Consider the following 24467-nt stretch of genomic DNA (forward strand, 5'->3'; position numbering starts at 1 on the left):
GGTATCAGTAGGTTAGTTCCCGCCGAACATATCCTTGATCCAGCCGGCGACGCCGTCGCTGTCTTTCTTCTCTTCCTGCTGCTGCGGCTGTTGCTGCTGCGGCTGCTGAGGTTGAGAAGACTGATCGAACGGGTTACCTGTCGGTTCTTCTGGCTGGCTTTGCTGGCACAGCGCATCCGGGTTGGTCGTCCAGACCGGCAGCGTACGCACGCCACCGCCGCAAATGAAGTTACCCGAGCTGTCCACGCCCATATCGACGATATCTTCCGGAGCAACGAGGTTCAGCGGCACCGGAGACTGATTCGCGAGGTAGCGCTGGTAAATCGACATCGCACCGCTCGCGCCATACAGTTTGGTCGGCTGGTTGTTATCGCGCCCCACCCAGGTGATGACAACTTCACGACCATCAATACCGGCGAACCAGGTATCGACATTGTTGTTGGTGGTCCCGGTTTTACCCGCCAGATGCAGACCAGGATACTTCGCCCCCAGCTGACGACCGGTACCGCGCTGAACCACCTGCTGCATGGTCCACAGCGTCATATAGGCCGCCTGCGCCGGAACAGCGCGCTCCGCCTGCGGGAAGCTCTGATACAGCACGGAGCCATCTTCGGCAATCACCGAACGCAGAGCGGAGAGCGGCGCTCGGTTACCGCCGCTGGCGATGGTCTGGAACGCCTGCGCCACTTCGATTGGCGTCAGGTTAAGCGCCCCCAGGATCATCGCTGGCACAGGGTGCAGCTGATCTTTCGGTACGCCCAGCTTCTGCCAGGTGTCGGTGATGGCTGGCAGGCCCAGCGCCATCCCGAGGTTAACCGTTGGCACGTTCATCGAGCGGGTTAACGCATCCACCAGCATCACCTGACCGCTGAACTGTCTGTCATCGTTCTGCGGTGACCATACCTGGCCGTTAGGCTGGCGCAGGGAGATTGGCGCATCGGCAATCCAGGTGTTCAGTCGATAGAGGTTCGGCTGGCTCAGCGCGGTCAGATAAGTCGCCGGTTTTGCCAGTGAACCAATCGAACGACGCGCCTGCATTGCGCGGTTATAGCCCGCATACTGCGGCTCAGCACCGCCCACCATGGCACGAACTTCGCCGGTGTTACGGTCAACCACTACCATCGCGGTTTCCAGATCGCTCAGCTTACGCTGCTTTTTCAGCGCCGGAATACCTTCTACCGCCGCTTTTTCTGCCGCATCCTGCGCCACGGAATCAAAGGTGGTAAAGATCTTCACGCCTGAGAGATCTTTCACTTTATCTCCGAGCTTAGACTGCAACTCCTGACGCACCATCTGCATAAAGGCAGGCTGCGGAGAGATCACCCCACCGCGCGGCTGAACGCCCAGCGGACGCGCGCTCAGCATGTCGTACAGCTCCTGGTCGATGACCTGCTGCTGTTGCAGCAGACGCAGCACCAGGTTACGACGCTCCAGCGCCAGTTTCGGGTTACGCCACGGGTTGTAGATCGACGCGCCTTTCACCATGCCCACCAGCAGCGCCTGCTGGTCAAGGCTCAGCTCTTCTACCGGACGGCCAAAGTAGTACAGGCTCGCCAGCGGGAAGCCGCGGATCTCGTTATCGCCGCTCTGACCGAGGTACACCTCGTTCATGTACAGCTCAAGAATACGATCCTTGCTGTAGCGCGCATCCATCAGCACGGCCATGTACGCTTCGTTGGCTTTACGCCAGTAAGAGCGCTCGCTGGAGAGGAACAGGTTTTTCACCAGCTGCTGGGTCAGGGTACTCGCCCCCTGCACCGTACGCCCGGCGGTCAGGTTCGCCAGTACCGCACGACCAATGGAGTAAAGGCTGATACCGTCGTGCTCGTAGAAGTGGCGATCTTCGGTTGCCAGCAGGGTATCCACCAGCAAATCCGGGAAGCCGTTACGCGCCACGAACAGCCGCTGTTCGCCGTTTGCGGACGACAGCATGGTGATGAGACGCGGATCGAGACGGAAGAAACCGAACTGGCGATCGTTATCCATGTTCTCAATGGTTTCCAGACGATCGCCGTCAAAGGTCAGACGCGCGCGCACCTGCCCTTCTTTACTGTCCGGGAAGTCGAACGGACGGCGGATCATCTCAATACTTTTCGCCTGGACGGTAAATTCGCCTGGACGGGTCATTTTCGTGACCTGACGATACTGCGTGGCTTGCAGCAGCTTCACCATCTCGTTCTTGCTGATGGACATGTCCGGCTCAAGGTTCACCATGCGGCCGTATACTGCCGCAGGCAATTGCCAGACTTTCCCGTCAATACGGCTGCGGATCTTCTGATCCAGATAAACGCCGTAAATCGCGATCAGGACAACAAAAACAATGAACAGCTTCAGCAGCAGCCAGAACCAGCCGCGCTTACCACGAGGCTTACGCCCTTTGCCTTTCCCTTTACGCGGCATCGGTTCTTCATCCTCATAATCGTCTTCATAGTCATCGTCATACTCCTCATCTCTGAGGCGACGACGGCTTACCTTTTCTTTCGCCGGACGCGTCGGCTTTCCCTTACGTCCTATTGGCTCGCGGTCATTCCCCGCCATGCTTTTTCTCCGCAACATTCAGGCGCAAAGGCCAGATTTTCTTATCTTGCACAGGTCAGTGAAAGAAGAAATCTCTCAAAGTTTGTTTCTCCCTCTCCCTGTGGGAGAGGGCCGGGGTGAGGGCATCAGCCCGCACTTTCCCCATTACGAATATTTTTTCGTGCGCCGTGTCGGCGCGGTATTCGCCGGATCGTCCGGCCAGACGTGTTTGGGATATCGCCCTTTCATCTCTTTCTGCACTTCACGATAGCTCCCCGCCCAGAACGCTCCCAAGTCGCGGGTGATCTGCAAGGGACGATGCGCAGGCGAAAGCAGCTCAAGCACTAACGGCACACGGCCTTCAGCAATGGACGGCGTGGTGGCCTCACCAAACATCTCCTGCATCCGAACCGCCAGCGCCGGCGGATTATCCTCATGATAACGAATGGCAATCCGGCTCCCGGTTGGCACAGTGTAATGCCCAGGCAGTTCACTATCCAGACGTTGACGTAACGACCAGTCCAGTAAATTCTGTAACGCTGCCTTAACATCAAGCGCCTTCAGGGCGCGCAGGGAGTGTACGCCGCTCATCTGCGGCAACAGCCACTGTTCAAGCGTCGCGAGCAGCGTCTCATCATCCACCGCTGGCCACCCCTGTTCCGGCAGCCACTTCGCGGCGCAGTGCAGACGTATACGATATTGTTCAGCCTCCGGCGTCCAGTTCAGTACGCTCAGCCCTTTTTCCCGAATGCCATTCAGCATCGCCTGGTGTAACTCTTCCTCCGACGGCTTCGCCAGCGGTTTCGTCCCGAGCGTCAGTTTACCAATCTGGCTACGACGGAACGCCTTCAGCGTGCCCTGGGTATCATCCCATTCCACGATGTCAGATTGCTGAAGCAGCTGCGGGCAGGCACGCGTCAGGAGGTCAATATCCACGGCAACCGCCTGTAAAATACGCGCGTCCGGGGAGTGGCTGCCCTGGAGTAAGAGCGGCGCGATCAGCCATTCATGACGCGTCTGGGCGTCATCGCTGTCCAGCATCGCGCCCATCCCATTTGCCAGCTGATAGCGACCATCCAGCCCGCGACGGCGCGCGATTCTGTCCGGGAAGGCCTGGGCCAGCAGAGGGATAACTTTATCGCTGTCAGGCGAACCGCCCCGGCAATTCAGGCGTTTACACAGCTGCTGCGCCCGCTCTTGCCAGTTTCCCTGATGGCGTGAAAAGGCCTGTCCCAGATCGCTGCCGCCACCGCGCGGCGGCTCCTCAAGAATAGCCGCCAGTTTTGCCGCCGTGGCAATTTCATCGTCGCCCTGTGCTGCTACCAGCATTGCCGCCAGACGTGGATCGTTGCCCAGCGCCGCCATTTTCTGGCCGCGCGCCGTCAGTCGCTCGCCTTCCAGCGCGCCAAGCTGGGTCAGCAGACTGCGCGCGGCGGAAAGGTTGACGACAGGCGGAGGATTAAGCCAGGTGAGCTGGTCAGGGTCCGGACAGCCCCACTGCATCAGATCCATCACCAGTCCGGAGAGATCGCTTTGTAAAATCTCAGGCGTGCTCTGGAATGCCGCACGCTCCGCCTGCTCGGCGCTGGTTAAATGCAGGCAAATACCCGGCTCAAGACGCCCTGCTCGCCCTGCGCGCTGCACCATTGAGGCCTGGCTGATGCGCTGCGTCAGCAGCCTGGTCAGCCCGGAACGCGGATCAAAACTGGCCACCCTCTCCAGCGTACTGTCCACCACCAGGCGAATGCCTTCGATGGTCAAACTGGTTTCCGCGATATTGGTTGCCAGCACCACTTTGCGCTGCCCCGCCGGTGCGGGAAGGATCGCCTTGCGCTGGTCAGCCAACGGCAGCGCGCCGTAGAGCGGGCACAGCATAACGTCACTGTTCACCCGGGATGCCAGCTGCTCCTGTACGCGCTGGATTTCGCCTACGCCGGGTAAAAACAGCAGCAGCGAGCCGGGCTCCTGGCGGAGCAATTCGGCGGTGGCGATGGCAACCGCTTCGTCAAAACGCTGATGGGCAGGCAGCGGCTGATAGCGGCGCTCGACCGGGAACGCACGCCCTTCAGAGGAGATCATCGGCGCGTCAGGGAGCGTCTGCCGGAGCCGCTCGTTATCCAGCGTCGCCGACATAATCAGCAGCCGAAGGTCGTCGCGCAGCCCCTGCTGAACGTCGAGCAGCAGCGCAAGGGCCAGATCGGCCTGGAGGCTGCGCTCGTGAAATTCATCAAGGATCACCAGCCCGACGCCGGTCAGCTCCGGATCGTTTTGCAACATACGGGTAAGAATACCTTCGGTGACCACTTCCAGCCGCGTGGATGGTCCAACGCAGGTTTCGGCGCGCATCCGGTACCCTACCGTCTCACCCGGTTTTTCATTCAGCAGTTCCGCCAGGCGCTGCGCCACATTGCGCGCCGCCAGCCTGCGCGGCTCCAGCAGGATAATTTTCCCGCTGATGTTCCCATCGCGCAGAATTTGCAGGGGCAGCCAGGTGGATTTACCCGCTCCGGTGGGCGCGCTGAGCAAAACCTGTGGCGCATGTTCTAAGGCTGCGAGTAGCTCAGGAAGGACGACGGCGACGGGCAAAGAGGACACTTACGGCTCCAGAGGGTTAACATTAATCGGCGTACATTGTAGCATCGGCGCATATCATTACCGAGTCTTGCGCATGTCTGAGTCTAAACGGCTATTCTTCGCCATTGAATTACCCACCACGCTTCAACGGCAGATTGTTCGCTGGCGCGCCAGCCACTTCCCCGCGGAAGCGGGCCGCCCCGTCGTCGCCGCCAATATGCACCTGACGTTAGCCTTTCTTGGTGAAGTAAGCGCTGAAAAGCAGCGCGCGTTAAGCGCAATGGCCGGACGCATTTCGCAGCCGGGGTTTACGCTGCATCTTGACGATGCCGGGCAATGGCTGCGCTCTCGGGTGGTCTGGCTGGGGACGCGGCAGCCCCCTCGCGGACTGCTACAGCTCGCCAACATGCTGCGGGCGCAGGCCGCGCGCAGCGGCTGTTATCAGAGCCCGCAGCCGTTTCATCCCCACATTACCCTGCTGCGCGATGCGGGTCAGGCCGTTGCCATCCCGCCACCGGGCTTTCACTGGTCCTTTCAGGTGAATGAATTTGCGCTGTACGAATCTGCCTTTGTACAAGGACGCACCCGCTATACTCCGCTCCAGCGCTGGACGCTGGGCGACACGTTAAGGAATCCTGATGAAGTTTAGTCCTGCACTCCAGCCCGCCACGCTGATCCAGCGTTACAAACGCTTTCTCGCTGATGTGATCACCCCTGCGGGCGAAACGCTCACGCTGCACTGCCCTAACACCGGCGCCATGACCGGTTGCGCCACGCCGGGTGACACGGTCTGGTATTCCACATCAGAAAATACTAAACGCAAATATCCCCATACCTGGGAAATGACCGAGACGCAAAGCGGGGCATTTATTTGCGTTAATACCCTGCGCGCAAATCAGCTGGTTAAGGAAGCTCTGACAAATGGAATGCTTCCTGAACTGGTGGGTTACGGCACGCAAAAAAGCGAAGTGAAATATGGCGATGAAGGCAGCAGAATTGATTTTATGTTACAGGCGGAAGACCGCCCTGAGTGCTATATTGAAGTGAAATCAGTGACGTTAGCGGAACAGGAAAACGGCTTCTTTCCGGATGCGGTAACGCTACGTGGCCAGAAGCATCTGCGAGAGCTAATGAGTGTAGCGGCGGCGGGCAAGCGCGCCGTGTTGCTGTTTGCGGTTCTGCATTCAGCCATTGAACGGTTTTCCCCGGCCCGTCATATTGATCCTAAATACGCGCAATTGTTGAATGAGGCACAAAAGCAGGGGGTAGAGATTTTCGCTTATAAAGCGGAACTTTCTGCCGATAATATGACTCTGAGATCCTCTCTTCCCATTGTCTTATAAGGGATTAGACGATTGACTAATAAGTGTTCTGGCCGCGTGCGCAAATACGCTTTTCCTCACAGGGTTGTCAAGTGTTACGTTTAGATAATTGCCATACGGAAAAGCATCTGCTATTTATAGCGACCTGATTTTTCCCCCAACACGGGGATCGATAGTGCGTGTTAAGGAGAAGCAACATGCAAGAAGGGCAAAACCGTAAAACATCGTCCCTGAGTATTCTCGCCATCGCTGGGGTGGAGCCGTATCAAGAGAAGCCGGGCGAAGAGTATATGAACGAAGCCCAGCTGTCGCACTTCAAGCGTATTCTTGAAGCATGGCGTAATCAACTCAGGGATGAAGTCGATCGCACCGTTACACATATGCAGGACGAAGCTGCTAACTTCCCGGACCCGGTCGACCGTGCCGCTCAGGAAGAAGAGTTCAGCCTCGAACTGCGTAACCGTGACCGCGAGCGCAAACTGATCAAAAAGATCGAAAAAACGCTGAAGAAGGTCGAGGACGAAGATTTTGGCTACTGCGAATCCTGCGGTGTTGAAATCGGTATTCGTCGCCTGGAAGCGCGTCCAACAGCCGATCTGTGCATCGACTGTAAAACGCTGGCAGAAATCCGCGAAAAACAGATGGCTGGCTAACGCCTGCCCTCTCACTACTCTGCTAAGGCGGGAGTCTCTCCCGCCTTGTTACCGTTGATATGTCTGAATCTCACTATATCGGGCGCTTTGCGCCATCTCCCTCCGGTGAATTACACTTCGGCTCATTAATTGCCGCGCTTGGCAGCTACCTACAGGCTCGCGCCCGTCAGGGTCAATGGCTGGTCCGCATTGAAGATATCGATCCTCCGCGTGAAGTTCCCGGTGCAGCAGAAACTATTCTGCGTCAGCTGGAACATTACGGTCTTCACTGGGACGGCGACGTACTCTGGCAGTCTCAACGCCATGATGCCTACCGTGAACGTCTGGCGTGGCTTGCTGAACAGGGCCTTTCCTATAACTGCACCTGCACGCGGGCGCGAATTCAAAGCGTGGGTGGCGTTTACGACGGCCACTGTCGTACGCGGCACAACGGTCCTGAGAATGCTGCCGTACGGCTGATACAGCGTTCTCCGGTGACGCAGTTTACCGACGTTCTCTCAGGAACCATTCAGGCGGATGAACGCCTGGCGCGTGAAGATTTTATTATTCACCGTCGTGATGGTTTGTTTGCCTATAACCTGGCGGTGGTTGTTGATGACCATTTCCAGGGCGTTACGGAAATCGTGCGCGGGGCGGATCTGGTTGAGCCTACCGTGCGGCAAATATCGCTTTACCAGCAGTTTGGCTGGACGGTGCCGGATTACATCCATCTGCCGCTGGCAGTCAATGATCAGGGAAATAAGCTGTCGAAACAGAATCATGCCCCGGCGCTGCCTGACGGCGATCCGCGCCCGGTTTTGATCGACGCGCTGCGATTTCTCAACCAGAATGTAACGCAGGAATGGCAGGATCTGAGTCTGGATGAATTGCTGAAAACGGCAATTGCTGACTGGGCGCTTATGGCCGTGCCAAAAATCCAGCATTCTCAAATGCGTTGCGCTGAGCTATGATTAGCCGCTTTTTTGATAACAAAACACACTACGAGGTGTACTATTTTTACCCGAGTCGCTAATTTTTGCCGTAAAGTGCTGAGCCGCGAAGAGAGCATGGCGAACGACGCTATTGCACAGCCACACATGTCGGTCATTCCGCGTGAGCAGCACAATATTTCCCGCAAAGATATCAGTGAAAATGCCCTCAAGGTGCTCTATCGTCTGAATAAAGCAGGCTACGAGGCCTATCTCGTCGGCGGCGGGGTGCGCGATTTACTGCTGGGCAAAAAACCAAAAGATTTCGACGTGACGACCAGCGCCACGCCTGAGCAGGTGCGTAAATTATTCCGCAACTGCCGTCTGGTTGGCCGCCGTTTCCGTCTGGCGCACGTGATGTTTGGACCAGAAATCATTGAAGTGGCGACCTTCCGCGGTCACCACGAAGCGGGCGTCAACGATCGCACGACTTCCCAGCGCGGCCAAAATGGCATGCTGCTGCGCGACAACATCTTCGGCTCTATTGAAGAAGATGCTCAGCGTCGCGATTTCACCATCAACAGCCTTTACTACAGCGTGGCGGATTTTACCGTGCGCGATTACGTCGGCGGTATGCAGGATCTGAAAGACGGCCTGATTCGCCTGATCGGCACGCCGGAAACGCGCTATCGCGAAGATCCGGTCCGAATGCTGCGCGCCGTGCGTTTCGCCGCCAAGCTGAACATGCGTATCAGTCCGGAAACCGCAGAGCCGATCCCGCGCCTGGCGACGCTGATTAACGACGTCCCCCCTGCCCGTCTGTTTGAGGAGTCGTTAAAGCTGCTCCAGGCAGGCTACGGGTTTGAAACCTACAATTTGCTGCGTGAATACAACCTGTTCCAGCCGCTGTTCCCGACCATTACCCGCTACTTCACCGAAAACGGTGACAGCGCAATGGAGAGGATGATTGCACAGGTGCTGAAGAACACGGATACCCGTATTCATAACGATATGCGCGTGAATCCAGCGTTCCTGTTCGCGGCCATGTTCTGGTATCCGCTGCTGGAAACGGCGCAGCGCATCACTCAGGAGAGTGGTCTCGCCTATTATGATGCGTTCGCGCTGGCGGCAAACGACGTGCTGGACGAAGGCTGTCGCACGCTGGCGATCCCGAAACGTATTACCACGCTGGTGCGTGATATCTGGCAGCTTCAGCTGCGTATGTCCCGCCGTCAGGGTAAACGCGCCTGGAAGCTGATGGAGCATCCTAAGTTCCGCGCCGCGTTCGATTTGCTCTCTCTGCGTGCTGAAGTCGAAAGAAACCAGGAGCTACAGCGCCTGGCGCAGTGGTGGGGAGAATTTCAGGTCTCTGCACCACCAGAGCAGAAAGATATGCTTACGGATCTCGATGATGAGCCGGCACCGCGCCGTCGTCACCGTCGCCCGCGCAAACGCGCACCGCGTCGTGAAGGCACGGCATGACCCTTGCGTATATCGCCATCGGCAGCAATCTGGCCTCTCCGCTGGAGCAGGTTAACGCTGCCGTGCAGGCGCTGGGGGAGATCCCGCAAAGCCGCATCGTCGCGCTGTCCTCATTTTACCGTACGCCGCCGCTCGGCCCGCAGGATCAGCCTGATTATCTGAACGCCGCCGTGGTGCTGGAAACGACCCTTGACGCAGAAACGCTGCTGGATAATACCCAGCGTATTGAGCTACAGCAGGGTCGCGTCCGCAAAGCCGAACGCTGGGGACCGCGCACCCTCGATCTCGATATTATGCTTTTCGGCCACGAGGTGATTAACACCGAACGCCTCACCGTTCCGCATTACGACATGAAAAACCGCGGGTTTATGCTCTGGCCGCTGTTTGAAGTCGCGCCCGATCTCACCTTCCCTGACGGCGCCTCGCTGCAAGCCGTTCTGCAAAATCTCAACGCGGATAAACCGACCCGCTGGTAATCCCGCCTCTGCATCGATTAACCATTCCTTATTTGCGGTTAATCGATTGCCTAAAATCATTGTTCCCTCGAATGTTACTGTTAGAATGCGCAAAGATTCGCTATTGGGCCATCAGGAAACAGTATGAAACCAACCACCATCTCCTTATTGCAGAAATGCAAACAGGAAAAAAAACGCTTCGCCACTATCACCGCGTATGACTACAGCTTCGCAAAACTGTTTGCCGAAGAAGGGATCAACGTCATGCTGGTCGGGGACTCGTTAGGGATGACGGTACAAGGACATGATTCCACTCTGCCGGTCACGGTCGAGGATATTGCTTACCATACCCGCGCCGTGCGCCGGGGTGCGCCCGCCTGCCTGCTGCTTTCCGATCTGCCGTTTATGGCGTATGCCACCCCGGAACAGGCCTTTGAAAATGCGGCGACAGTGATGCGTGCTGGCGCCAATATGGTCAAAATCGAAGGCGGCGCCTGGCTGGTCGATACGGTAAAAATGCTTACCGAACGCGCCGTGCCGGTTTGTGGTCATTTGGGGCTGACGCCGCAGTCTGTCAACATCTTTGGCGGATATAAGGTGCAGGGCCGAGGCGATGCGGCGCAGACGCTGTTTGATGATGCCGTGGCGCTGGAAGCCGCGGGCGCACAGCTGCTGGTGCTGGAGTGTGTACCGGTTGAGCTGGCTAAGCGTATCACTGAGGCGCTGTCGATTCCGGTGATCGGCATCGGCGCGGGCAACGTCACCGATGGCCAGATTCTGGTCATGCACGACGCCTTCGGGATCACCGGCGGCCACATTCCAAAATTTGCTAAAAATTTCCTGACAGAAGCAGGCGACATGCGTGCTGCTGTGCGGCAGTATATTGCCGAGGTTGAGTCCGGCGTTTATCCGGGCGAAGAACACAGTTTCCATTAAGGAGTCCAGGTGTGCTAATCATAGAAACTCTGCCGCTGCTGCGCCAGCATATCCGCCGTGCACGTCAGGAAGGTAAACGTATCGCCCTTGTTCCAACCATGGGCAACCTGCACGACGGCCATATGAAGCTGGTCGATGAAGCGAGAGCCCGTGCAGATATTGTGGTAGTCAGTATCTTCGTTAACCCGATGCAGTTCGATCGCGAAGACGATCTGGCGCGTTACCCACGTACCTTGCAGGAAGATTGCGAGAAGCTCAAAAAACGTCATGCGGATATCGTCTTCGCTCCGGCCCCCGCAGATGTATATCCCCAGGGCACCACTGAATCGACCTACGTCGATGTGCCGGGTATTTCGACCATGCTGGAGGGCGCCAGCCGCCCGGGCCATTTCCGTGGCGTTTCTACCATCGTCAGCAAGCTGTTTAACCTGGTGCAGCCGGACATCGCCTGTTTTGGCGAGAAAGATTTCCAGCAGCTGGCGCTGATCCGCAAAATGGTTGCCGATATGGGCTACGACATTGAGATAATCGGCGTACCGATTGTGCGTGCGAAAGATGGCCTGGCGCTCAGCTCCCGTAACGGCTATCTGACCGCCGAACAGCGTAAAATTGCGCCGGGTTTAAGCAAAGTCATGAATACCATGGCAGAGCAACTGCTGGCAAAAGAGTTAACCGCAGAAGAAATTATCGCTCTGGCTGAACAGGCGCTGAACGAGAAAGGTCTTCGTGCTGACAACGTTCAAATTCGGGATGCCGATACGCTTCTGGCGCTTACAGAGACCAGCAAACGTGCGGTAATTCTGGTGGCGGCATGGCTCGGCCAGGCCCGCCTTATCGATAACAAAGTGGTTGAACTGGCGTAGTTTTACTACCCGGAAGTGAAAGGTAAACGTAATGATTCGCAAAATGCTACAAGGTAAGCTTCACCGTGTGAAAGTCACCCAGGCCGACCTGCACTATGAAGGCTCCTGCGCGATCGACCAGGATTTTCTCGACGCGGCGGGTATTCTCGAAAACGAAGCTATTGATATCTGGAACGTTAATAACGGCAAACGCTTTTCAACGTACGCGATTGCCGCTGAACGCGGATCTAAAATCATCTCCGTTAATGGGGCAGCAGCGCACTGCGCGGACGTAGGCGATATCGTCATTATTGCCAGCTTTGTGATGATGTCTGACGAAGAAGCACGTCGCTGGCAGCCTAAAGTGGCCTACTTTGAAGGCGATAATGAGATGAAACGTACCGCGAAGGCGATTCCGGTGCAGGTTGCCTAAGCCAATAGTACTGTTATAAATTACCCGGCAAAATAGGTTGGGTAATTTATACATAATTAAAATGAATAGCGTTCTTTTTATATATTTTTATTAATATATTAAAGTCACCCCGCCGAACACCTGATCATCAAAATGATGAACAATTATTATCACTCACTATTAAATAATCACATTGGCTTAAAGATCGTTTAAGTATTTCTAACATCTAACGGCTTCTCACAACCATTACTCATCACTTAGAATCCTTTTCCCGAAGCATCTGTTCGGAACGAACATAAGCCTTGCTTATGTGCACTTTTCTAGCATTTAAATATGGATATAAAAAATGTCTTTTAATAAATTAGGTCTGGCAACTGTAGTAGCAATGGTTCTGAGTGCGGGTTCTGCAATGGCAGCTGATATTCCTTCAGATACAGGCACTATTACTTTCCACGGTATGGTTTCTAATAACACCTGTAAAGTATCCCTGGATCAGAAGATTGACCAGGATGGTAATGATTTTGACGTTAACCTGGATACCGTGTTTGTAAAAGACTTCGCTAATGCGCTGGGTACCACCAGCACCCTGGGAGAAAAGAAATTCTCCCTCACCCTGACAGGTTGTGATTCTGCTACCGTCAAACAGGCATCCGCTCAGTTTGATTCCTGGGCGGGTTCTTCTTCAACTTCCGGCGGTCTGCTGGTTCCACCATCAAACACTCAAGGCGCCGCTAAAAACGTCAATCTGGTACTGTCAAACGATGGCAACTCCGCTACCGATCAGATCAAACTGGATCAGACCAACAATACCCAGAAAGCAACGATTGATACCACAGGCGCAGGCGCACTTTACTACCGTGTAGCGTATACCCAAGGTCAGAACTGGGATGCGGCCAACAACCCAGTGTCAGCTGGTGTGGTTCAGGCACAAGCTGCATTCACCATGATCTACGAGTAATTTTAAAAGCATAGATAAAATGCTCATATTATCCCCTGACGTACGTCAGGGGACTATTGATATCATTCCAACAGGAAGTGGAAAAATGTTAAGCACATCATTTTATAAAGGATTTAAAGCTGCCTGCTTTACAGTTGCTGCTGTCGCGTCATTCCAGGCAAGCGCAGATATCGTTATTTCGGGAACACGTATTGTTTATCAGCAGTCGCAAAAAGATGTCATTGTTTCTTTAGACAACCGTGGCAAAAAGCCACTATTAGTTCAATCATGGCTCGATGACGGTCGCGATGACACCAATCCACAGGAATTAAAACTACCGTTTATAATTACTCCACCAGTATCCCGAATTGATCCCCAAAAAGGTCAATCCGTTCGGATCTCGTACCTGGGTGGTTCATTGCCGCAAGATCGCGAATCCCTATTCTGGTTCAATGTGCTCGAGATTCCACCGAAGTCAAAAGTGAAAGACGGTGAAAATCCTAACCAGCTCCAGCTGGCATTCCGCACACGTATTAAACTCTTTTTCCGACCTGACGGCCTGAAAGGTACGCCAGGAAATGCAGCAGCCAGGGTAACGTGGTCGCAACAAAAACAAGGTAATACGCTAAACCTGATTGCACACAATGATTCCCCTTACAACGTTTCTATTTCAAATGTAAAGCTGAAATCAGCAAATAAAGAGTACCAGGTTGAGCATAAATCTATTTTACCGTTTAGTACTCAAATAATGCAGGTAAAAGGTTTAGGTAGTACTGCCACCGGCACTGTTGCTTACGAAACCATTAATGACAATGGCGGCTCTGATACTTTTGAAAGCAAAGTAAACTAATAACCGCATCACTGCCACATTATAAATATAATACGTATGAATGATTCATAGCATTCATACGACGACTTGTCTGGATGAAGCATGCTATTTCAACGATCAATTTTATGTCTCGCAATCTGTGCAGCATTTCCTCTGCATGCCAGCGAGACTGAAAAAAAAGCTGTAGACACCTCATCCGAAACAGAATCGGCCATTGAATTTAATGACCAGTTCCTTATCGATAATGGTGGAGGTATCAATGTCGATCGTTATGCTTATGGCAACCCAGTTCTGCCAGGTACTTACCGTGTAAAAGTGAATTTGAATGGCAATTCAAAATCCACGGTCGAGATGGCGTTCATTGATAACAAAACGCCACGTGCCTCAGCATGTCTGACTAAACTCACGCTGACACAGGCAGGCGTTGATACCAGCATATTAGGCGATGATGTCAAAGACGACGAAACGTCTTGCGTAGATATCAAAAAATATTATCCCGGTGCTTCTGAAAATTTTGATAGTAGCAAGCAGGAAATGGATCTTAATTTCCCGCAAATCTACGTACTTAAGCTTCCAGCAGGGTATGTCGATCCTTCATTATGGGATAATGGTGTTCCGGCCGGATTACTTTCATACGATCTTAATACCTGGCACAGCGAGTCAAACGGCACCAATTCAGATACCGCTTATGCGGGCTTGCATTATGGCCTGAACGTGGGGCCGTGGCGTTTACGTTCTCGCGGCAGTCTGAACTGGGACAGTGATAATGGCACACATTATTCCAGCCAGGATATATACCTCCAGCGAGACATCACACCACTTAACGCACAGATGGTAATGGGTGATTCCTACACACGCGGTGATGTCTTTGACTCGGTGAGCCTGCGTGGTGCGCGTATGTATAACGATGACCGCATGCTCCCGCAAGGCACCTCTGGCTACGCGCCAGTAATTCGTGGTGTGGCAAACAGTAATGCCAAAGTTAGCGTTATGCAAAGCGGCAATAAAATCTATGAAACCACCGTTCCACCCGGTGCTTTCGAGATCAATGACCTCAGTACAACAGGCTATGGTAATGATTTGATTGTCACTGTAGAGGAAGCCGATGGAAGTAAACGGACGTTTACCGTTCCGTTCTCCTCAGTTACACAAATGCTCCGCCCTGGCTCCAGCCGCTGGGATGTGGGTATAGGTGAGCTGAATGATGATTCATTGCATGATAAGCCAAACGTTGGCTACGCAACTTACGCGTATGGTCTGAATAATACCTTTACCGGTTACGTGGGTGCGCAATATACGGATATGGATTTCTACGCCGGCCTGCTTGGTCTGGCTATGAATACCCGTATTGGTGCATTCGCTTTAGATGTTACCGGGTCCTATGCCGATATCGACGGGCTGGACACGCTTAAAGGGCAGAGTTATCGGCTGACCTACAGCAAAATGCTTGAAGCCACTAACACATCTCTTAACGTGGCAGCTTATCGCTTCTCAACAGAAGATTATCTCAGCCTTAACGATGCCGCCTCATTGCAGGACAGTATTCACCACGAGGAATATGGCAATCGATCTTATGACAGCAATGCCGAGCTTTATGCTGATTATCAGCGTACCAAAAACCAGATACAGGTCAGCCTGAACCAGCCATTGAATGTTAACGGTGATGAATACGGCTCACTCTATATTAGCGGTACCTGGCAGGATTACTGGAATAATTCCAGCTCCACTTCCGACTACAGCGTGGGTTACAACAATAGTTTTGCTTACGGTAGCTATAGCGTTTCTGTGCAACGCACGTACAACGAAACAGGGGAAAAGGATGACAGCGTTTATTTAAACGTCAGTATTCCATTCAGCATATTCAATAAGGATAACGCGCAGTCAGGCGGATTTAATAACGTCAACATGAGCCTGCGCACTGATTTAAAAGGCGGTACCAGTTTTAACTCTACGGCAAGCGGCAACTCCAAAAACAGTGAAGTGAGCTATTCCGTTAGCGCCTCATCAAGCGGGGGCAACTACGGCAACCTGAACCAGGTCAGTGGCTATAGCTCATGGAACAGTCCTTACGGGCCGCTCGGTGTCTCGGCGTCCTTTGGCGATGACAATAGTAAACAGTATTCCGCGAGTTATAACGGCGGAATGGTTGTTCACTCGGGTGGCGTTGTATTTACATCAGGCAGTATCGGCGAAACGGATTCACTTGCGCTGGTAAAAGCAAGTGGCGCAACGGGTGCTCGGCTGGGTTACGGCCAAAGCCGCATTAACAGTTCCGGGTACGGGATTATGCCGTATATGTCAGCCTACAGAGAAAACCGAGTATCGCTCGATATCAGCACTCTCGAAGCAGACGTTGAAATCAAAAATACAAGCGCAGTTGCCGTACCTCGCAATGGCTCCGTTGTATTTGTGAATTTTGAAACGGATGAAGGCCGTTCGCTTGTTCTGGAATTACAACGTTCTGATAACGGCTTTATTCCGCTAGGTGCTGACGTTCTGAATGAGAAAAACGAATCTATCGGAACGGTAGGCCAGGCAGGACAAGCTTATGTACGCGGTGTGGAAAACAAAGGCGCTCTCCGGGTGGTATGGGGAAGCGATGGTTCCAGCTCCTGCACGGTGCATTATCAGATTCCTGAAAATGCGAAGAAAGCAGGCTTAACCACGATTCTGAGTAATCAACAGTGCCAAATGTAATGATGTTAAAACAGGGAATCACACCCATGGGAAATAATATGAAGAAAAATCATTGCGGTTATTCATTAATCGCATTAGCAATGTTAGCGATGTCAGGTTCTGCTGCGGCAGCCGATCTCAATGTTAACTTTACTGCCAATATCCGCGAAACCACCTGCGATATGAAACTGGTCGGCGATACGGGTTCAGATACGCAGCAAATGCTGACTATCGGTAATAACGGACAGGTACGTTTAGATGATGTCAAAGCCGGAACGGCAAATGCCAATTTCAAAATTGTGCTCGTTGAATGCCCGGCATCACTGACCTCATTGAAAACCAAAGTATCGGGAACAAGATCTGGATATTTGTACTCAGGCCTTATTAACCAAATACAAAAAATCGACGGAGGTGCAGACTACTCTGCTGTTGAGATTGCCAGAGCCAGCGCACCGGATGCCCCGTTTATCATTAACTCTGAGGACGATAACGAGCGCCTGGTCTGGAGTCCGACAGAAATCCAGAATAAGGAAGTTGCTCTGGTGGCCACCTTACGTGAAACACAGGAAAACAGGATGACCATAGGTGATTTTCAGGCCGTGGCGACCTTTGAATTTATCTACGAGTGATTAGTGCAGGAAAACGGAGCAACATTATGAAATTCAATTTTACTTTTATCGCCCTGTCCGTTTCTGCCCTTCTGTTCTCGGGAATGGCAAGCGCAGCTATTACAGGCACCCCTAGTGTCGAATTAACGATTAAATCAAAAATTGTATCAGGCACATGTACCGCAAAAGTACTTAACGATGCAGGCACAGCTTCCACTGAAATTGCGTTCGGCGACGTATACAAATCCGATCTGGTGAACAAAACCCGTGTCGAGCCGCTCAAGATTAGTTTCACCAACTGTTCTGGAGTAACCAGGGCAACGGTGTCCGCTGCGAAAGGCGCTGGTGGTGAATGCAGTGGCGTCAACAAGACGGGTGATTCTTACTCCGGCGGCTTAGCAACGGGCTTTGAGATCTGGTCGGGTGTTGTCGATACTGGCGAGCTTATGAGCTGCAACACGCCTCCGGCTGCTAAGGATGTCACCATTACTGATGGTACCGGTGAATTCCCGATGAATTCCCGTATCGTTATCGGACAAGGCCAAACCATTGCTGAAGTAGGCGCGGGGGCGGTTAATGCGCCAGTCACGTTTACTATCACTTATCCATAATACCAGGAACCAGCATGCAACAATCACCGTTTACTTTATACCAGCCCGGTCTTGTGTTGCTTATGGGCTTGGCTGGTGGCATCTTGCCTGGCGTAGGCCAGGCAAGCTCAGGATTAGACGTAAATATTACCGCTAACATTGTTAATAGCACTTGTAAGATGACCGTGGAAAATGACGGCGAAATTTATCTCCCCAATGTAATGCGCAGCTGGTTTTATAACCCGGATGGTAGCGATCGTTTTACTGCAACCGATGATGCAGGCGGTACGCCTTTTAAGATCCATGTAGATGATTGCTATGGAGACAGCAGTACGGCTAAAAAGCTGAGTTTTAGCTTTTCGCCGCAGTCGGGTTTCTGGCCAGGACAAAATCAGGTTTTCAAAAGTGATGATACCGCCGCAGGCGCGGCAAAAAATGTCGGCGTCGTCGTTTTCTCTGAAAGATATAAAAAGAATGTTTTAAACAACGACGGCACGTCAAAAATCACTTATGACGTAAGCGGTCAGGATACTGCATTTTTAACGGATTATCAGTTCTATGCCCGATATCAAAATATTGGCGTAGTGGCTGGTGGTGTCGTTACCAGTAAAGTATTAGTTGACGTCACTTACGAATAATAATCAGAACAGGAAAAAGGATGAGAATGTTCAACTTTATAAGACAGGGTTTCACCGTGAAAGGCACAATGGCGTTTGCCATGGCGAGCGTGTTATTAACCCTCAGCCACTCCTGCTGGGCAGCTGAGTGTCGCATGAATAATGGAAAAGGCGGCACAACCACGCTGATCAATTCCGAATACTCAGGTGGCACCGTACGTCTTCCCCCTCCGGGTAATTATGCCAGTACTCTTTTTAACGTTAACCTGACACCGGGCATTCAGGCCGAATGTGGTCCAGGGAACGATGGTTTTAACCTCGTGTCACAAACAAACCCGACCTTGCTAAAGGGGAGCAGTTATGGCAGGGCTATGTTTGAAACAAATATTCCGGGGATTTATTATTCCGTAAGGGTCCACACCGCAGAAAGTGATGGAGGCATGGGTGGCTATTTCGCTATGAATACTACTGACTGGACTACCGTTGCATCCTCCGGAAATTCTGATCCCTGGGATGAAAAATGGATAAACACCTCAGTTCAAATTTATATTGATGCAGGTTACAGAGGCAACCCGAACAAAGAAACCTCAATCAGACCCAAACCCGGCACTCTGGGTAAAATGGCTATTGGTAATCCAAATGATTCTAACAACCAACCATGGACATTTGTGGTCAACGAAGACTCATTCCAGATCCCGATCGTTCTTCCAACCTGCGACATGGCCATGCTTTCAGATGGCACTAATGATGTTAACCTGGGAGAATATTATGTTTCAGACATTAAAAACAATCGGGTTAAGGATATCCCTTTTTCAATTAGCTTAAGCAATTGTACCAGTGTGGCAAATATCACAACCAAACTCACCACCTCAAAGCTAACCGGAAAAAATAATGATCTTCTTGGAAATACGCTTTCGTCCGGAGCTGAGGGCGCAGGCGTGAAAATTATGTATAACGGAACCTCTCAACTCCTGCCGAATAATCCTGACTCATCCTATGTCATAACGGATTACCAAACCCCGGAATCCAAGCAAATTAATTATGTTGCTCAACTGGTAGCAAACGGAAGCACAGTGAAACCGGGGTCGTTTAAAGCCACCGGCGTATTCACCCTTTCATACGACTAACCGCTATCCCTGCGGCTGATTACTGATCAGCCGCGACATCGTCTCCAGTGAGTCCGTTCTTAATATATACAAACGCTTCAGCAGGAACGGATTATCCCCCGGCTTCACCTTCCCTTTCACCGTGGTCACCGCCAGATGAAACCCCGCATCGTTCGCCGCTTTAATCGCTTTATTGTCATAGCCGCCAAACGGATACGACACATACAACACGCGCGGGTTGAACTGCGCCAGTGCACGACGTGATCGTTCAAAATCAAACAGGATCACGTGATAGCTACGGCTCAACAGGATGGGGTGTTTATAGCCATCCACGCGATGCAGGAAATGGGTGTGAGACTGAATGTCGAACACATCCTGGATGCCCTTGATTTCCTGAACGCTCATAAACTGTAGCGATTTTGGATCCCACTTCTGCGGATGGCCTTTGATACGTGATGAAATTATAAACGCCGTCGCGTTGAAGCCATATTCTTTCAGAACAGGGTACGCGTAGCGGCTCACCGATTTGAGACCATCATCAAAGGTGATCACCACTGCTTTCGCGGGTAGGTTCATCTTGTTACGCACGTACCCTTCAAGCTGGTACATCGTCAGCGTGGTATAGCCTTGATCGCGTAACCAGGCCATCTGATTATTAAACGCACGTACGCTGGTCGTCGTGGAGGTATGTCGAAAACGGGTGTTCTCTTCATCACGCAAAATATGATGGTAAGTCAGAACCGGTAGCCCGTTATCTTCCTGTGCATCGAGGCTGCTGATCCACGCCAGACGATTACCGATGCGAATTTGAAACCAGGTCTGGTTCAGGCGGTCTTTCAGCTTATTCAGAATCGGATAGCGAAGATTGGCGCTTAAGGTGCCAAAAGGCGCGCTTCCGCTGCTGGGGGCGTTATACACCGGCGTGTCTTTCCAGGTGATGAGGTTTTGATTACTGAGCGGCTTGTTCAAGTCACCCAGGCTATCCTCAACACGTTGTTTGCCCTGCACTTTTTCAAGGTGGTCTTTATCAATAAACCCCGTGCCGAATCCGAAACGAAATTCATAGTAATCCGCCGCGGCCGGAAAGACAGCGAGGATCTGCCCGGCGCGGACATTCCCCACATTCACAACGGCATTTCCCACCTGCGCCCAGATGGCCGCATCTTCGGTGGTTTGCATATATTGGGCAGGAAGGCCTTGCTGACTGGTCAGGCTGGCAGACGCACCACCGGAAACCAGCACCAGAAGGATAAAGATAACGCGCATGAGCATGGGATATAAATCGATACGGAAAATCAGTCGCCATTGTAGCAAAAGCGACATCAATACCAATGTTTAATGCTTATACAGATCGTGAAGCAGAACGAAAGGCGGGTTCTTCTGCTGCTGGTGCCACAGGCTGCTCACGCCCGGGGAGCCCTGCGCCACAATGGCGTGGCGAAACTCAGCGCTGCTCAACGTTGCGCGCAGCGGATACATCGCTTCGAGTAAAGGCAGGCTGATACCGGAGATCACTTCACAATTATCATGCTTATGGCTCATTAACGCCGCTGAACGGTAAGGCGCCGCGCCCGATTTGTCGGTGAGAAAAATCACGCCATCACCGGTGTCGGTTTCATGCAGCGCGTCGCACATCATCCGGCTGAGCATGTTGGTGCTTAACCCTCGCCAGTAATTTACAGCACGGCATTGCGCCAGGGGACCAAACCGGGCCTCCAGCTTCAGCAGCATTTCCTGCGCCACTTCATCGTGGCAGGTGATCACCCATCCCAGCATAACGTCTCTCCTTAGCAGGCGAGTAGTTTACCGAAGTGAAGGTTAGTTTACGGTGATAACTGTCAAAGAAAGCGCCCGGCAGACGGTACGTCGCCGGGCAGAAGGCAGAGGATTAGCTGCGCAGCCCACGGCCACGCTGGATCAAATACCAACACAGCAGGTAGAACGCCACGATAAACACCACCAGCACGACGACGGTGGTGAACAGCGGCACGTCGGTGATGCCGAGGAAACCAAAGCGGAAGCCGCTGATCATATAGACAATCGGGTTCAGGTGCGACAGCGCCTGCCAGAACGGCGGCAGCAGCGTCAGGGAGTAAAACACCCCGCCCAGATAGGTCAGCGGCGTCAGTACGAAGGTCGGGATCAGGCTGATGTCGTCAAAGGTTTTAGCGAACACGGCGTTCAGCAAGCCAGCCAGTGAGAACAGGATCGCCGTCAGCAATAATGTGAGCGCCACGAACAGCCACGAATGCACCTGGAACGGGACGAAGAACAGCGAAATCGCCGTCACCAGAATACCCACGCACAGCCCACGCGCCACGCCGCCGCCCACGTAACCGGCGATAATGACGTGCGTCGGCACTGGCGCTACCAGCAGCTCTTCAATGTTGCGCTGGAACTTGGCGCTGAAGAATGAGGACGCCACGTTCGCGTAGGCGTTGGTGATCACCGCCATCATGATCAGGCCCGGCACGATAAACTGCATATAGGTGAAGCCGTGCATCTCACCAATGCGGGAGCCAATAAGGTTGCCGAAAATGATGAAGTAGAGCGTCATGGTGATCACCGGCGGCACCAGGGTTTGCACCCAGATACGCATAAAGCGGTTAATCTCTTTCGCCCAGATGCTTTTCAGCGCGACCCAGTAAAGATGCGTCATGCCTTGTCTCCTTGTTTGTCGTGCACCAGAGAGACAAACAGCTCTTCCAGTCGGTTTGCTTTGTTACGCATGCTTAATACCTGAATGCCCTGCGCACTCAACTGTGAGAACACGCTGTTAATACCCTGCTCGCGCAGCACTTCTACCTCCAGCGTCGAGGTATCGACCAGGCGATAGTTGTAGCCCTCCAGTTTCGGCAGCGCGCTTTTCGCCGCCAGATCGAGGATAAAGGTCTCTGATTTGAGCTTGGAGAGCAGATTCTTCATCGAGGTGTTTTCCACCAGCTCACCGTGCTGAATGATGCCGATATTGCGGCACAGCATTTCCGCCTCTTCCAGGTAGTGCGTGGTCAGAATGATGGTGGTGCCTTTGTCGTTCAGATCTTTCAGGAAACCCCACATGGAGCGACGCAGTTCAATATCCACGCCAGCGGTCGGCTCATCAAGGATAAGCAGCTTTGGCTCGTGCATCAGCGCGCGGGCAATCATCAGGCGGCGCTTCATCCCTCCGGACAACATCCGCGCGCGCTCGTTACGTTTCTCCCACAGATCAAGCTGTTTCAGGTACTTTTCGCTGCGCTCAAGCGCCTCTTTGCGCTCCACGCCATAGTAACCCGCCTGGTTAACAACAATCTGCTGTACCGTCTCAAACGGGTTAAAGTTGAACTCCTGCGGCACCAGCCCCAACTGGCGCTTGGCGTTGACCACATCTTTTTGCAGATCGTAGCCAAACACGCTGACGCGGCCCGAGGTTTTATTGACCAGTGAACTGATGATCCCGATGGTGGTGGATTTCCCTGCCCCGTTCGGCCCCAGAAGCGCGTAGAAATCTCCCGCTTCGACTTTAAGATCTATCCCGCGCAGCGCCTGAACGCCCCCCGGGTAGGTTTTTTTGAGCTGTTCAAGCTCCAGTGCAATCGCCATGAATTCAACTTACCTTAAGTTCTGACACACGTTGTGTGGTTTCATTAAAAGTCGGGTTACCCTATAGTAGCGCAACGCAATCACTTGGTTACAGGTCGCTAACCTCCATGAACGACATAGATACACTCATCAGCAACAATGCACTATGGTCAAAAATGCTGGTGGAGGAAGACCCCGGATTTTTTGGAAAACTCGCGCAAGCGCAGAACCCACGCTTTCTCTGGATTGGATGTTCTGACAGCCGCGTCCCCGCCGAACGTCTGACCGGTCTTGAACCTGGCGAACTGTTTGTTCACCGCAATGTGGCTAACCTGGTTATTCATACCGATCTCAACTGCCTTTCGGTTGTTCAGTATGCCGTCGACGTTCTTGAGGTTGAGCACATCATTATTTGTGGTCACTACGGCTGCGGCGGCGTGCAGGCGGCAGTCGAAAATACAGAGCTGGGGTTAATCGATAACTGGCTGCTGCACATTCGTGATATCTGGTTCAAACATAGCTCACTGCTGGGCGAAATGCCGCAGGAGCGCCGTCTCGACACGCTGTGTGAGCTGAACGTGATGGAGCAGGTGTATAACCTGGGCCATTCGACGATTATGCAGTCTGCCTGGAAACGCGGGCAGAAGGTCTCCATCCACGGCTGGGCGTACGGTATTCACGACGGCCTGCTGCGCAATCTGGAAGTGACCGCCACCAACCGCGAAACGCTGGAACAGCGTTACCGCTCGGGAATTGCCAACCTCAAGCTTAAGCACGTTAACCATAAATAACAAAGCCGGGGGTTTTCACCCTCTCCCTGTGGGAGAGGGCTGGGGTGAGGGCATCAGCCCGCAATTATTCGTCCAGAATCACCACTTTCCCAACATACGGCAGATGGCGATAACGCTGTGCGTAATCAATGCCATAACCCACCACGAACTCATCCGGGATGGAGAAACCAACGAACTCCACCGGCACCTGCACTTCACGGCGCTCAGGCTTATCCAGCAGTGTACAAATCGCCAGTGATTTTGGTTCACGCAGGCTCAGGATCTCACGCACTTTAGAGAGCGTGTTGCCGGAGTCGATGATGTCCTCAACAATCAACACATCTTTGCCACGAATATCTTCATCCAGATCTTTCAGGATTTTCACATCACGGGTTGTGGACATGCCGCTGCCGTAACTGGAGGCGGTCATAAAATCGACCTCGTGCGGCACCTGCACTTCACGGCACAGGTCTGCCATGAACATGAAAGAGCCACGCAACAAACCGACCAGCACCATTTCGCTGCCGCTGTCCTTGTAATGTTCGGTGATTTGACGACCCAGTTCGGCGATACGCGCTTTGATCTCGGCTTCCGGGATCATCACTTCAACAGTATGTTTCATATTACTAACCAAATGATTTTAGTGAAAATCTCTCAATGCGGATGACTCTC

The 24467-nt window shown here is 52.9% G+C and carries 24 protein-coding genes; 17 read left to right on the forward strand and 7 right to left on the reverse strand.

The annotated features are described in order from the left end of the window. Positions 1 to 12: 12 nt before the first annotated feature. Together mrcB and hrpB are read right to left on the reverse strand one after the other, a co-directional pair. A complete protein-coding gene (gene mrcB / locus DD597_RS06055) occupies positions 13 to 2538 on the reverse strand; it encodes a bifunctional glycosyl transferase/transpeptidase (RefSeq protein WP_003856245.1) in 2526 nt (841 codons plus the stop codon). A gap of 144 nt (positions 2539 to 2682) precedes the next feature. Further along, the gene (gene hrpB / locus DD597_RS06060) at positions 2683 to 5112 is read right to left on the reverse strand and encodes an ATP-dependent helicase HrpB (RefSeq protein WP_023324172.1); all 2430 of its coding nucleotides are present in this window, start codon (positions 5110 to 5112) and stop codon (positions 2683 to 2685) included. Between the two features lie 73 nt (positions 5113 to 5185). Between hrpB and thpR the strand changes: the two genes are divergently transcribed. The 16 genes from thpR to DD597_RS06140 all read left to right on the forward strand — a co-directional run bounded on the left by thpR (position 5186) and on the right by DD597_RS06140 (position 19485). Then, complete coding sequence (gene thpR / locus DD597_RS06065; protein ID WP_003856249.1) at positions 5186 to 5740, forward strand: RNA 2',3'-cyclic phosphodiesterase; 555 nt, start codon at positions 5186 to 5188, stop codon at positions 5738 to 5740. Continuing rightward, positions 5730 to 6434, forward strand: a complete 705-nt coding sequence (sfsA, locus tag DD597_RS06070; protein ID WP_003856251.1) for a DNA/RNA nuclease SfsA — start codon at positions 5730 to 5732, stop codon at positions 6432 to 6434. The genes thpR and sfsA overlap by 11 nt, the downstream gene beginning before the upstream one ends. Before the next feature lie 176 nt (positions 6435 to 6610). Continuing rightward, positions 6611 to 7066, forward strand: a complete 456-nt coding sequence (dksA, locus tag DD597_RS06075) for an RNA polymerase-binding protein DksA (RefSeq protein WP_001155232.1) — start codon at positions 6611 to 6613, stop codon at positions 7064 to 7066. A 59-nt stretch (positions 7067 to 7125) separates the two neighbouring features. Further along, positions 7126 to 8016: a tRNA glutamyl-Q(34) synthetase GluQRS gene (gene gluQRS, locus DD597_RS06080; RefSeq protein ID WP_129256015.1), complete on the forward strand. Its 891-nt coding sequence runs from the start codon at positions 7126 to 7128 to the stop codon at positions 8014 to 8016. Positions 8017 to 8058: 42 nt separating this feature from the next. After that, entirely contained in the window at positions 8059 to 9456 is a 1398-nt protein-coding gene (gene pcnB, locus DD597_RS06085) for a polynucleotide adenylyltransferase PcnB (protein WP_071785222.1), read from the forward strand. Continuing rightward, positions 9453 to 9932, forward strand: a complete 480-nt coding sequence (folK, locus tag DD597_RS06090; RefSeq protein ID WP_129256016.1) for a 2-amino-4-hydroxy-6-hydroxymethyldihydropteridine diphosphokinase — start codon at positions 9453 to 9455, stop codon at positions 9930 to 9932. The genes pcnB and folK overlap by 4 nt, the downstream gene beginning before the upstream one ends. A gap of 123 nt (positions 9933 to 10055) precedes the next feature. After that, positions 10056 to 10847, forward strand: coding sequence for a 3-methyl-2-oxobutanoate hydroxymethyltransferase (gene panB, locus DD597_RS06095; protein ID WP_003856280.1), 792 nt, complete (start codon positions 10056 to 10058; stop codon positions 10845 to 10847). An 11-nt stretch (positions 10848 to 10858) separates the two neighbouring features. After that, the gene (panC, locus tag DD597_RS06100) at positions 10859 to 11710 is read left to right on the forward strand and encodes a pantoate--beta-alanine ligase (protein ID WP_129256017.1); all 852 of its coding nucleotides are present in this window, start codon (positions 10859 to 10861) and stop codon (positions 11708 to 11710) included. A 31-nt stretch (positions 11711 to 11741) separates the two neighbouring features. Then, positions 11742 to 12122: an aspartate 1-decarboxylase gene (panD, locus tag DD597_RS06105; RefSeq protein WP_003856284.1), complete on the forward strand. Its 381-nt coding sequence runs from the start codon at positions 11742 to 11744 to the stop codon at positions 12120 to 12122. A gap of 325 nt (positions 12123 to 12447) precedes the next feature. Beyond that, a complete protein-coding gene (locus tag DD597_RS06110) occupies positions 12448 to 13059 on the forward strand; it encodes a fimbrial protein (protein WP_023324169.1) in 612 nt (203 codons plus the stop codon). A gap of 85 nt (positions 13060 to 13144) precedes the next feature. Further along, complete coding sequence (locus DD597_RS06115; RefSeq protein ID WP_023324168.1) at positions 13145 to 13888, forward strand: fimbrial chaperone; 744 nt, start codon at positions 13145 to 13147, stop codon at positions 13886 to 13888. Positions 13889 to 13969: 81 nt separating this feature from the next. Further along, on the forward strand, positions 13970 to 16564 hold the full coding sequence (locus DD597_RS06120; RefSeq protein ID WP_045350395.1) for an outer membrane usher protein: 2595 nt from the start codon (positions 13970 to 13972) through the stop codon (positions 16562 to 16564). 38 nt (positions 16565 to 16602) lie between these two features. Then, positions 16603 to 17172, forward strand: coding sequence for a fimbrial protein (locus tag DD597_RS06125; RefSeq protein ID WP_058658821.1), 570 nt, complete (start codon positions 16603 to 16605; stop codon positions 17170 to 17172). Between the two features lie 26 nt (positions 17173 to 17198). After that, positions 17199 to 17762 (forward strand): fimbrial protein, encoded by a 564-nt coding sequence (locus tag DD597_RS06130; RefSeq protein ID WP_058648414.1) that lies wholly within the window; start codon positions 17199 to 17201, stop codon positions 17760 to 17762. Between the two features lie 14 nt (positions 17763 to 17776). Continuing rightward, positions 17777 to 18379, forward strand: coding sequence for a fimbrial-like protein (locus DD597_RS06135; protein WP_045895257.1), 603 nt, complete (start codon positions 17777 to 17779; stop codon positions 18377 to 18379). A gap of 20 nt (positions 18380 to 18399) precedes the next feature. Further along, positions 18400 to 19485: a fimbrial protein gene (locus DD597_RS06140; protein WP_058648415.1), complete on the forward strand. Its 1086-nt coding sequence runs from the start codon at positions 18400 to 18402 to the stop codon at positions 19483 to 19485. A gap of 3 nt (positions 19486 to 19488) precedes the next feature. Here the strand turns inward: DD597_RS06140 and DD597_RS06145 are convergent, their stop codons facing one another. The 4 genes from DD597_RS06145 to DD597_RS06160 all read right to left on the reverse strand — a co-directional run bounded on the left by DD597_RS06145 (position 19489) and on the right by DD597_RS06160 (position 23046). Next, positions 19489 to 20736, reverse strand: a complete 1248-nt coding sequence (locus tag DD597_RS06145; RefSeq protein WP_032608523.1) for a polysaccharide deacetylase family protein — start codon at positions 20734 to 20736, stop codon at positions 19489 to 19491. Between the two features lie 63 nt (positions 20737 to 20799). Then, positions 20800 to 21240 carry a PTS sugar transporter subunit IIA gene (locus DD597_RS06150; protein ID WP_003856295.1) on the reverse strand — a complete coding sequence of 147 codons (441 nt, stop codon included), beginning with the start codon at positions 21238 to 21240 and terminating at the stop codon, positions 20800 to 20802. 112 nt (positions 21241 to 21352) lie between these two features. Continuing rightward, positions 21353 to 22123, reverse strand: coding sequence for an ABC transporter permease (locus DD597_RS06155; protein WP_003856297.1), 771 nt, complete (start codon positions 22121 to 22123; stop codon positions 21353 to 21355). Beyond that, the gene (locus tag DD597_RS06160; RefSeq protein ID WP_003856300.1) at positions 22120 to 23046 is read right to left on the reverse strand and encodes an ABC transporter ATP-binding protein; all 927 of its coding nucleotides are present in this window, start codon (positions 23044 to 23046) and stop codon (positions 22120 to 22122) included. Before DD597_RS06160 ends, DD597_RS06155 begins: the two co-directional genes overlap by 4 nt. Positions 23047 to 23153: 107 nt before the next feature. Between DD597_RS06160 and can the strand changes: the two genes are divergently transcribed. Then, complete coding sequence (can, locus tag DD597_RS06165; protein WP_003856301.1) at positions 23154 to 23816, forward strand: carbonate dehydratase; 663 nt, start codon at positions 23154 to 23156, stop codon at positions 23814 to 23816. Positions 23817 to 23880: 64 nt separating this feature from the next. Here the strand turns inward: can and hpt are convergent, their stop codons facing one another. Continuing rightward, positions 23881 to 24417 (reverse strand): hypoxanthine phosphoribosyltransferase, encoded by a 537-nt coding sequence (gene hpt, locus DD597_RS06170; RefSeq protein ID WP_003856303.1) that lies wholly within the window; start codon positions 24415 to 24417, stop codon positions 23881 to 23883. Between the last annotated feature and the right edge of the window lie 50 nt (positions 24418 to 24467).

It is taken from the genome of Enterobacter cloacae complex sp. 677-3DZ2D5B (assembly GCF_004136695.1).
Taxonomy (GTDB): domain Bacteria; phylum Pseudomonadota; class Gammaproteobacteria; order Enterobacterales; family Enterobacteriaceae; genus Enterobacter; species Enterobacter hormaechei_C.

What these genes read in the sequence shown, in the direction of transcription:
- thpR (WP_003856249.1), top strand. Translation starts at nt 5,186, where the DNA reads ATGTCTGAGTCTAAACGGCTATTCTTCGCCATTGAATTACCCACCACG.
- DD597_RS06140 (WP_058648415.1), top strand. Translation starts at nt 18,400, where the DNA reads ATGAGAATGTTCAACTTTATAAGACAGGGTTTCACCGTGAAAGGCACA.
- dksA (WP_001155232.1), top strand. Translation starts at nt 6,611, where the DNA reads ATGCAAGAAGGGCAAAACCGTAAAACATCGTCCCTGAGTATTCTCGCC.
- mrcB (WP_003856245.1), bottom strand. Translation starts at nt 2,538, where the DNA reads ATGGCGGGGAATGACCGCGAGCCAATAGGACGTAAGGGAAAGCCGACG.
- DD597_RS06130 (WP_058648414.1), top strand. Translation starts at nt 17,199, where the DNA reads ATGAAATTCAATTTTACTTTTATCGCCCTGTCCGTTTCTGCCCTTCTG.
- DD597_RS06115 (WP_023324168.1), top strand. Translation starts at nt 13,145, where the DNA reads ATGTTAAGCACATCATTTTATAAAGGATTTAAAGCTGCCTGCTTTACA.
- DD597_RS06160 (WP_003856300.1), bottom strand. Translation starts at nt 23,046, where the DNA reads ATGGCGATTGCACTGGAGCTTGAACAGCTCAAAAAAACCTACCCGGGG.
- DD597_RS06110 (WP_023324169.1), top strand. Translation starts at nt 12,448, where the DNA reads ATGTCTTTTAATAAATTAGGTCTGGCAACTGTAGTAGCAATGGTTCTG.
- DD597_RS06135 (WP_045895257.1), top strand. Translation starts at nt 17,777, where the DNA reads ATGCAACAATCACCGTTTACTTTATACCAGCCCGGTCTTGTGTTGCTT.
- folK (WP_129256016.1), top strand. Translation starts at nt 9,453, where the DNA reads ATGACCCTTGCGTATATCGCCATCGGCAGCAATCTGGCCTCTCCGCTG.
- can (WP_003856301.1), top strand. Translation starts at nt 23,154, where the DNA reads ATGAACGACATAGATACACTCATCAGCAACAATGCACTATGGTCAAAA.
- DD597_RS06150 (WP_003856295.1), bottom strand. Translation starts at nt 21,240, where the DNA reads ATGCTGGGATGGGTGATCACCTGCCACGATGAAGTGGCGCAGGAAATG.
- DD597_RS06145 (WP_032608523.1), bottom strand. Translation starts at nt 20,736, where the DNA reads ATGCTCATGCGCGTTATCTTTATCCTTCTGGTGCTGGTTTCCGGTGGT.
- gluQRS (WP_129256015.1), top strand. Translation starts at nt 7,126, where the DNA reads ATGTCTGAATCTCACTATATCGGGCGCTTTGCGCCATCTCCCTCCGGT.
- sfsA (WP_003856251.1), top strand. Translation starts at nt 5,730, where the DNA reads ATGAAGTTTAGTCCTGCACTCCAGCCCGCCACGCTGATCCAGCGTTAC.
- DD597_RS06155 (WP_003856297.1), bottom strand. Translation starts at nt 22,123, where the DNA reads ATGACGCATCTTTACTGGGTCGCGCTGAAAAGCATCTGGGCGAAAGAG.
- DD597_RS06120 (WP_045350395.1), top strand. Translation starts at nt 13,970, where the DNA reads ATGCTATTTCAACGATCAATTTTATGTCTCGCAATCTGTGCAGCATTT.
- panB (WP_003856280.1), top strand. Translation starts at nt 10,056, where the DNA reads ATGAAACCAACCACCATCTCCTTATTGCAGAAATGCAAACAGGAAAAA.
- panD (WP_003856284.1), top strand. Translation starts at nt 11,742, where the DNA reads ATGATTCGCAAAATGCTACAAGGTAAGCTTCACCGTGTGAAAGTCACC.
- hpt (WP_003856303.1), bottom strand. Translation starts at nt 24,417, where the DNA reads ATGAAACATACTGTTGAAGTGATGATCCCGGAAGCCGAGATCAAAGCG.
- DD597_RS06125 (WP_058658821.1), top strand. Translation starts at nt 16,603, where the DNA reads ATGAAGAAAAATCATTGCGGTTATTCATTAATCGCATTAGCAATGTTA.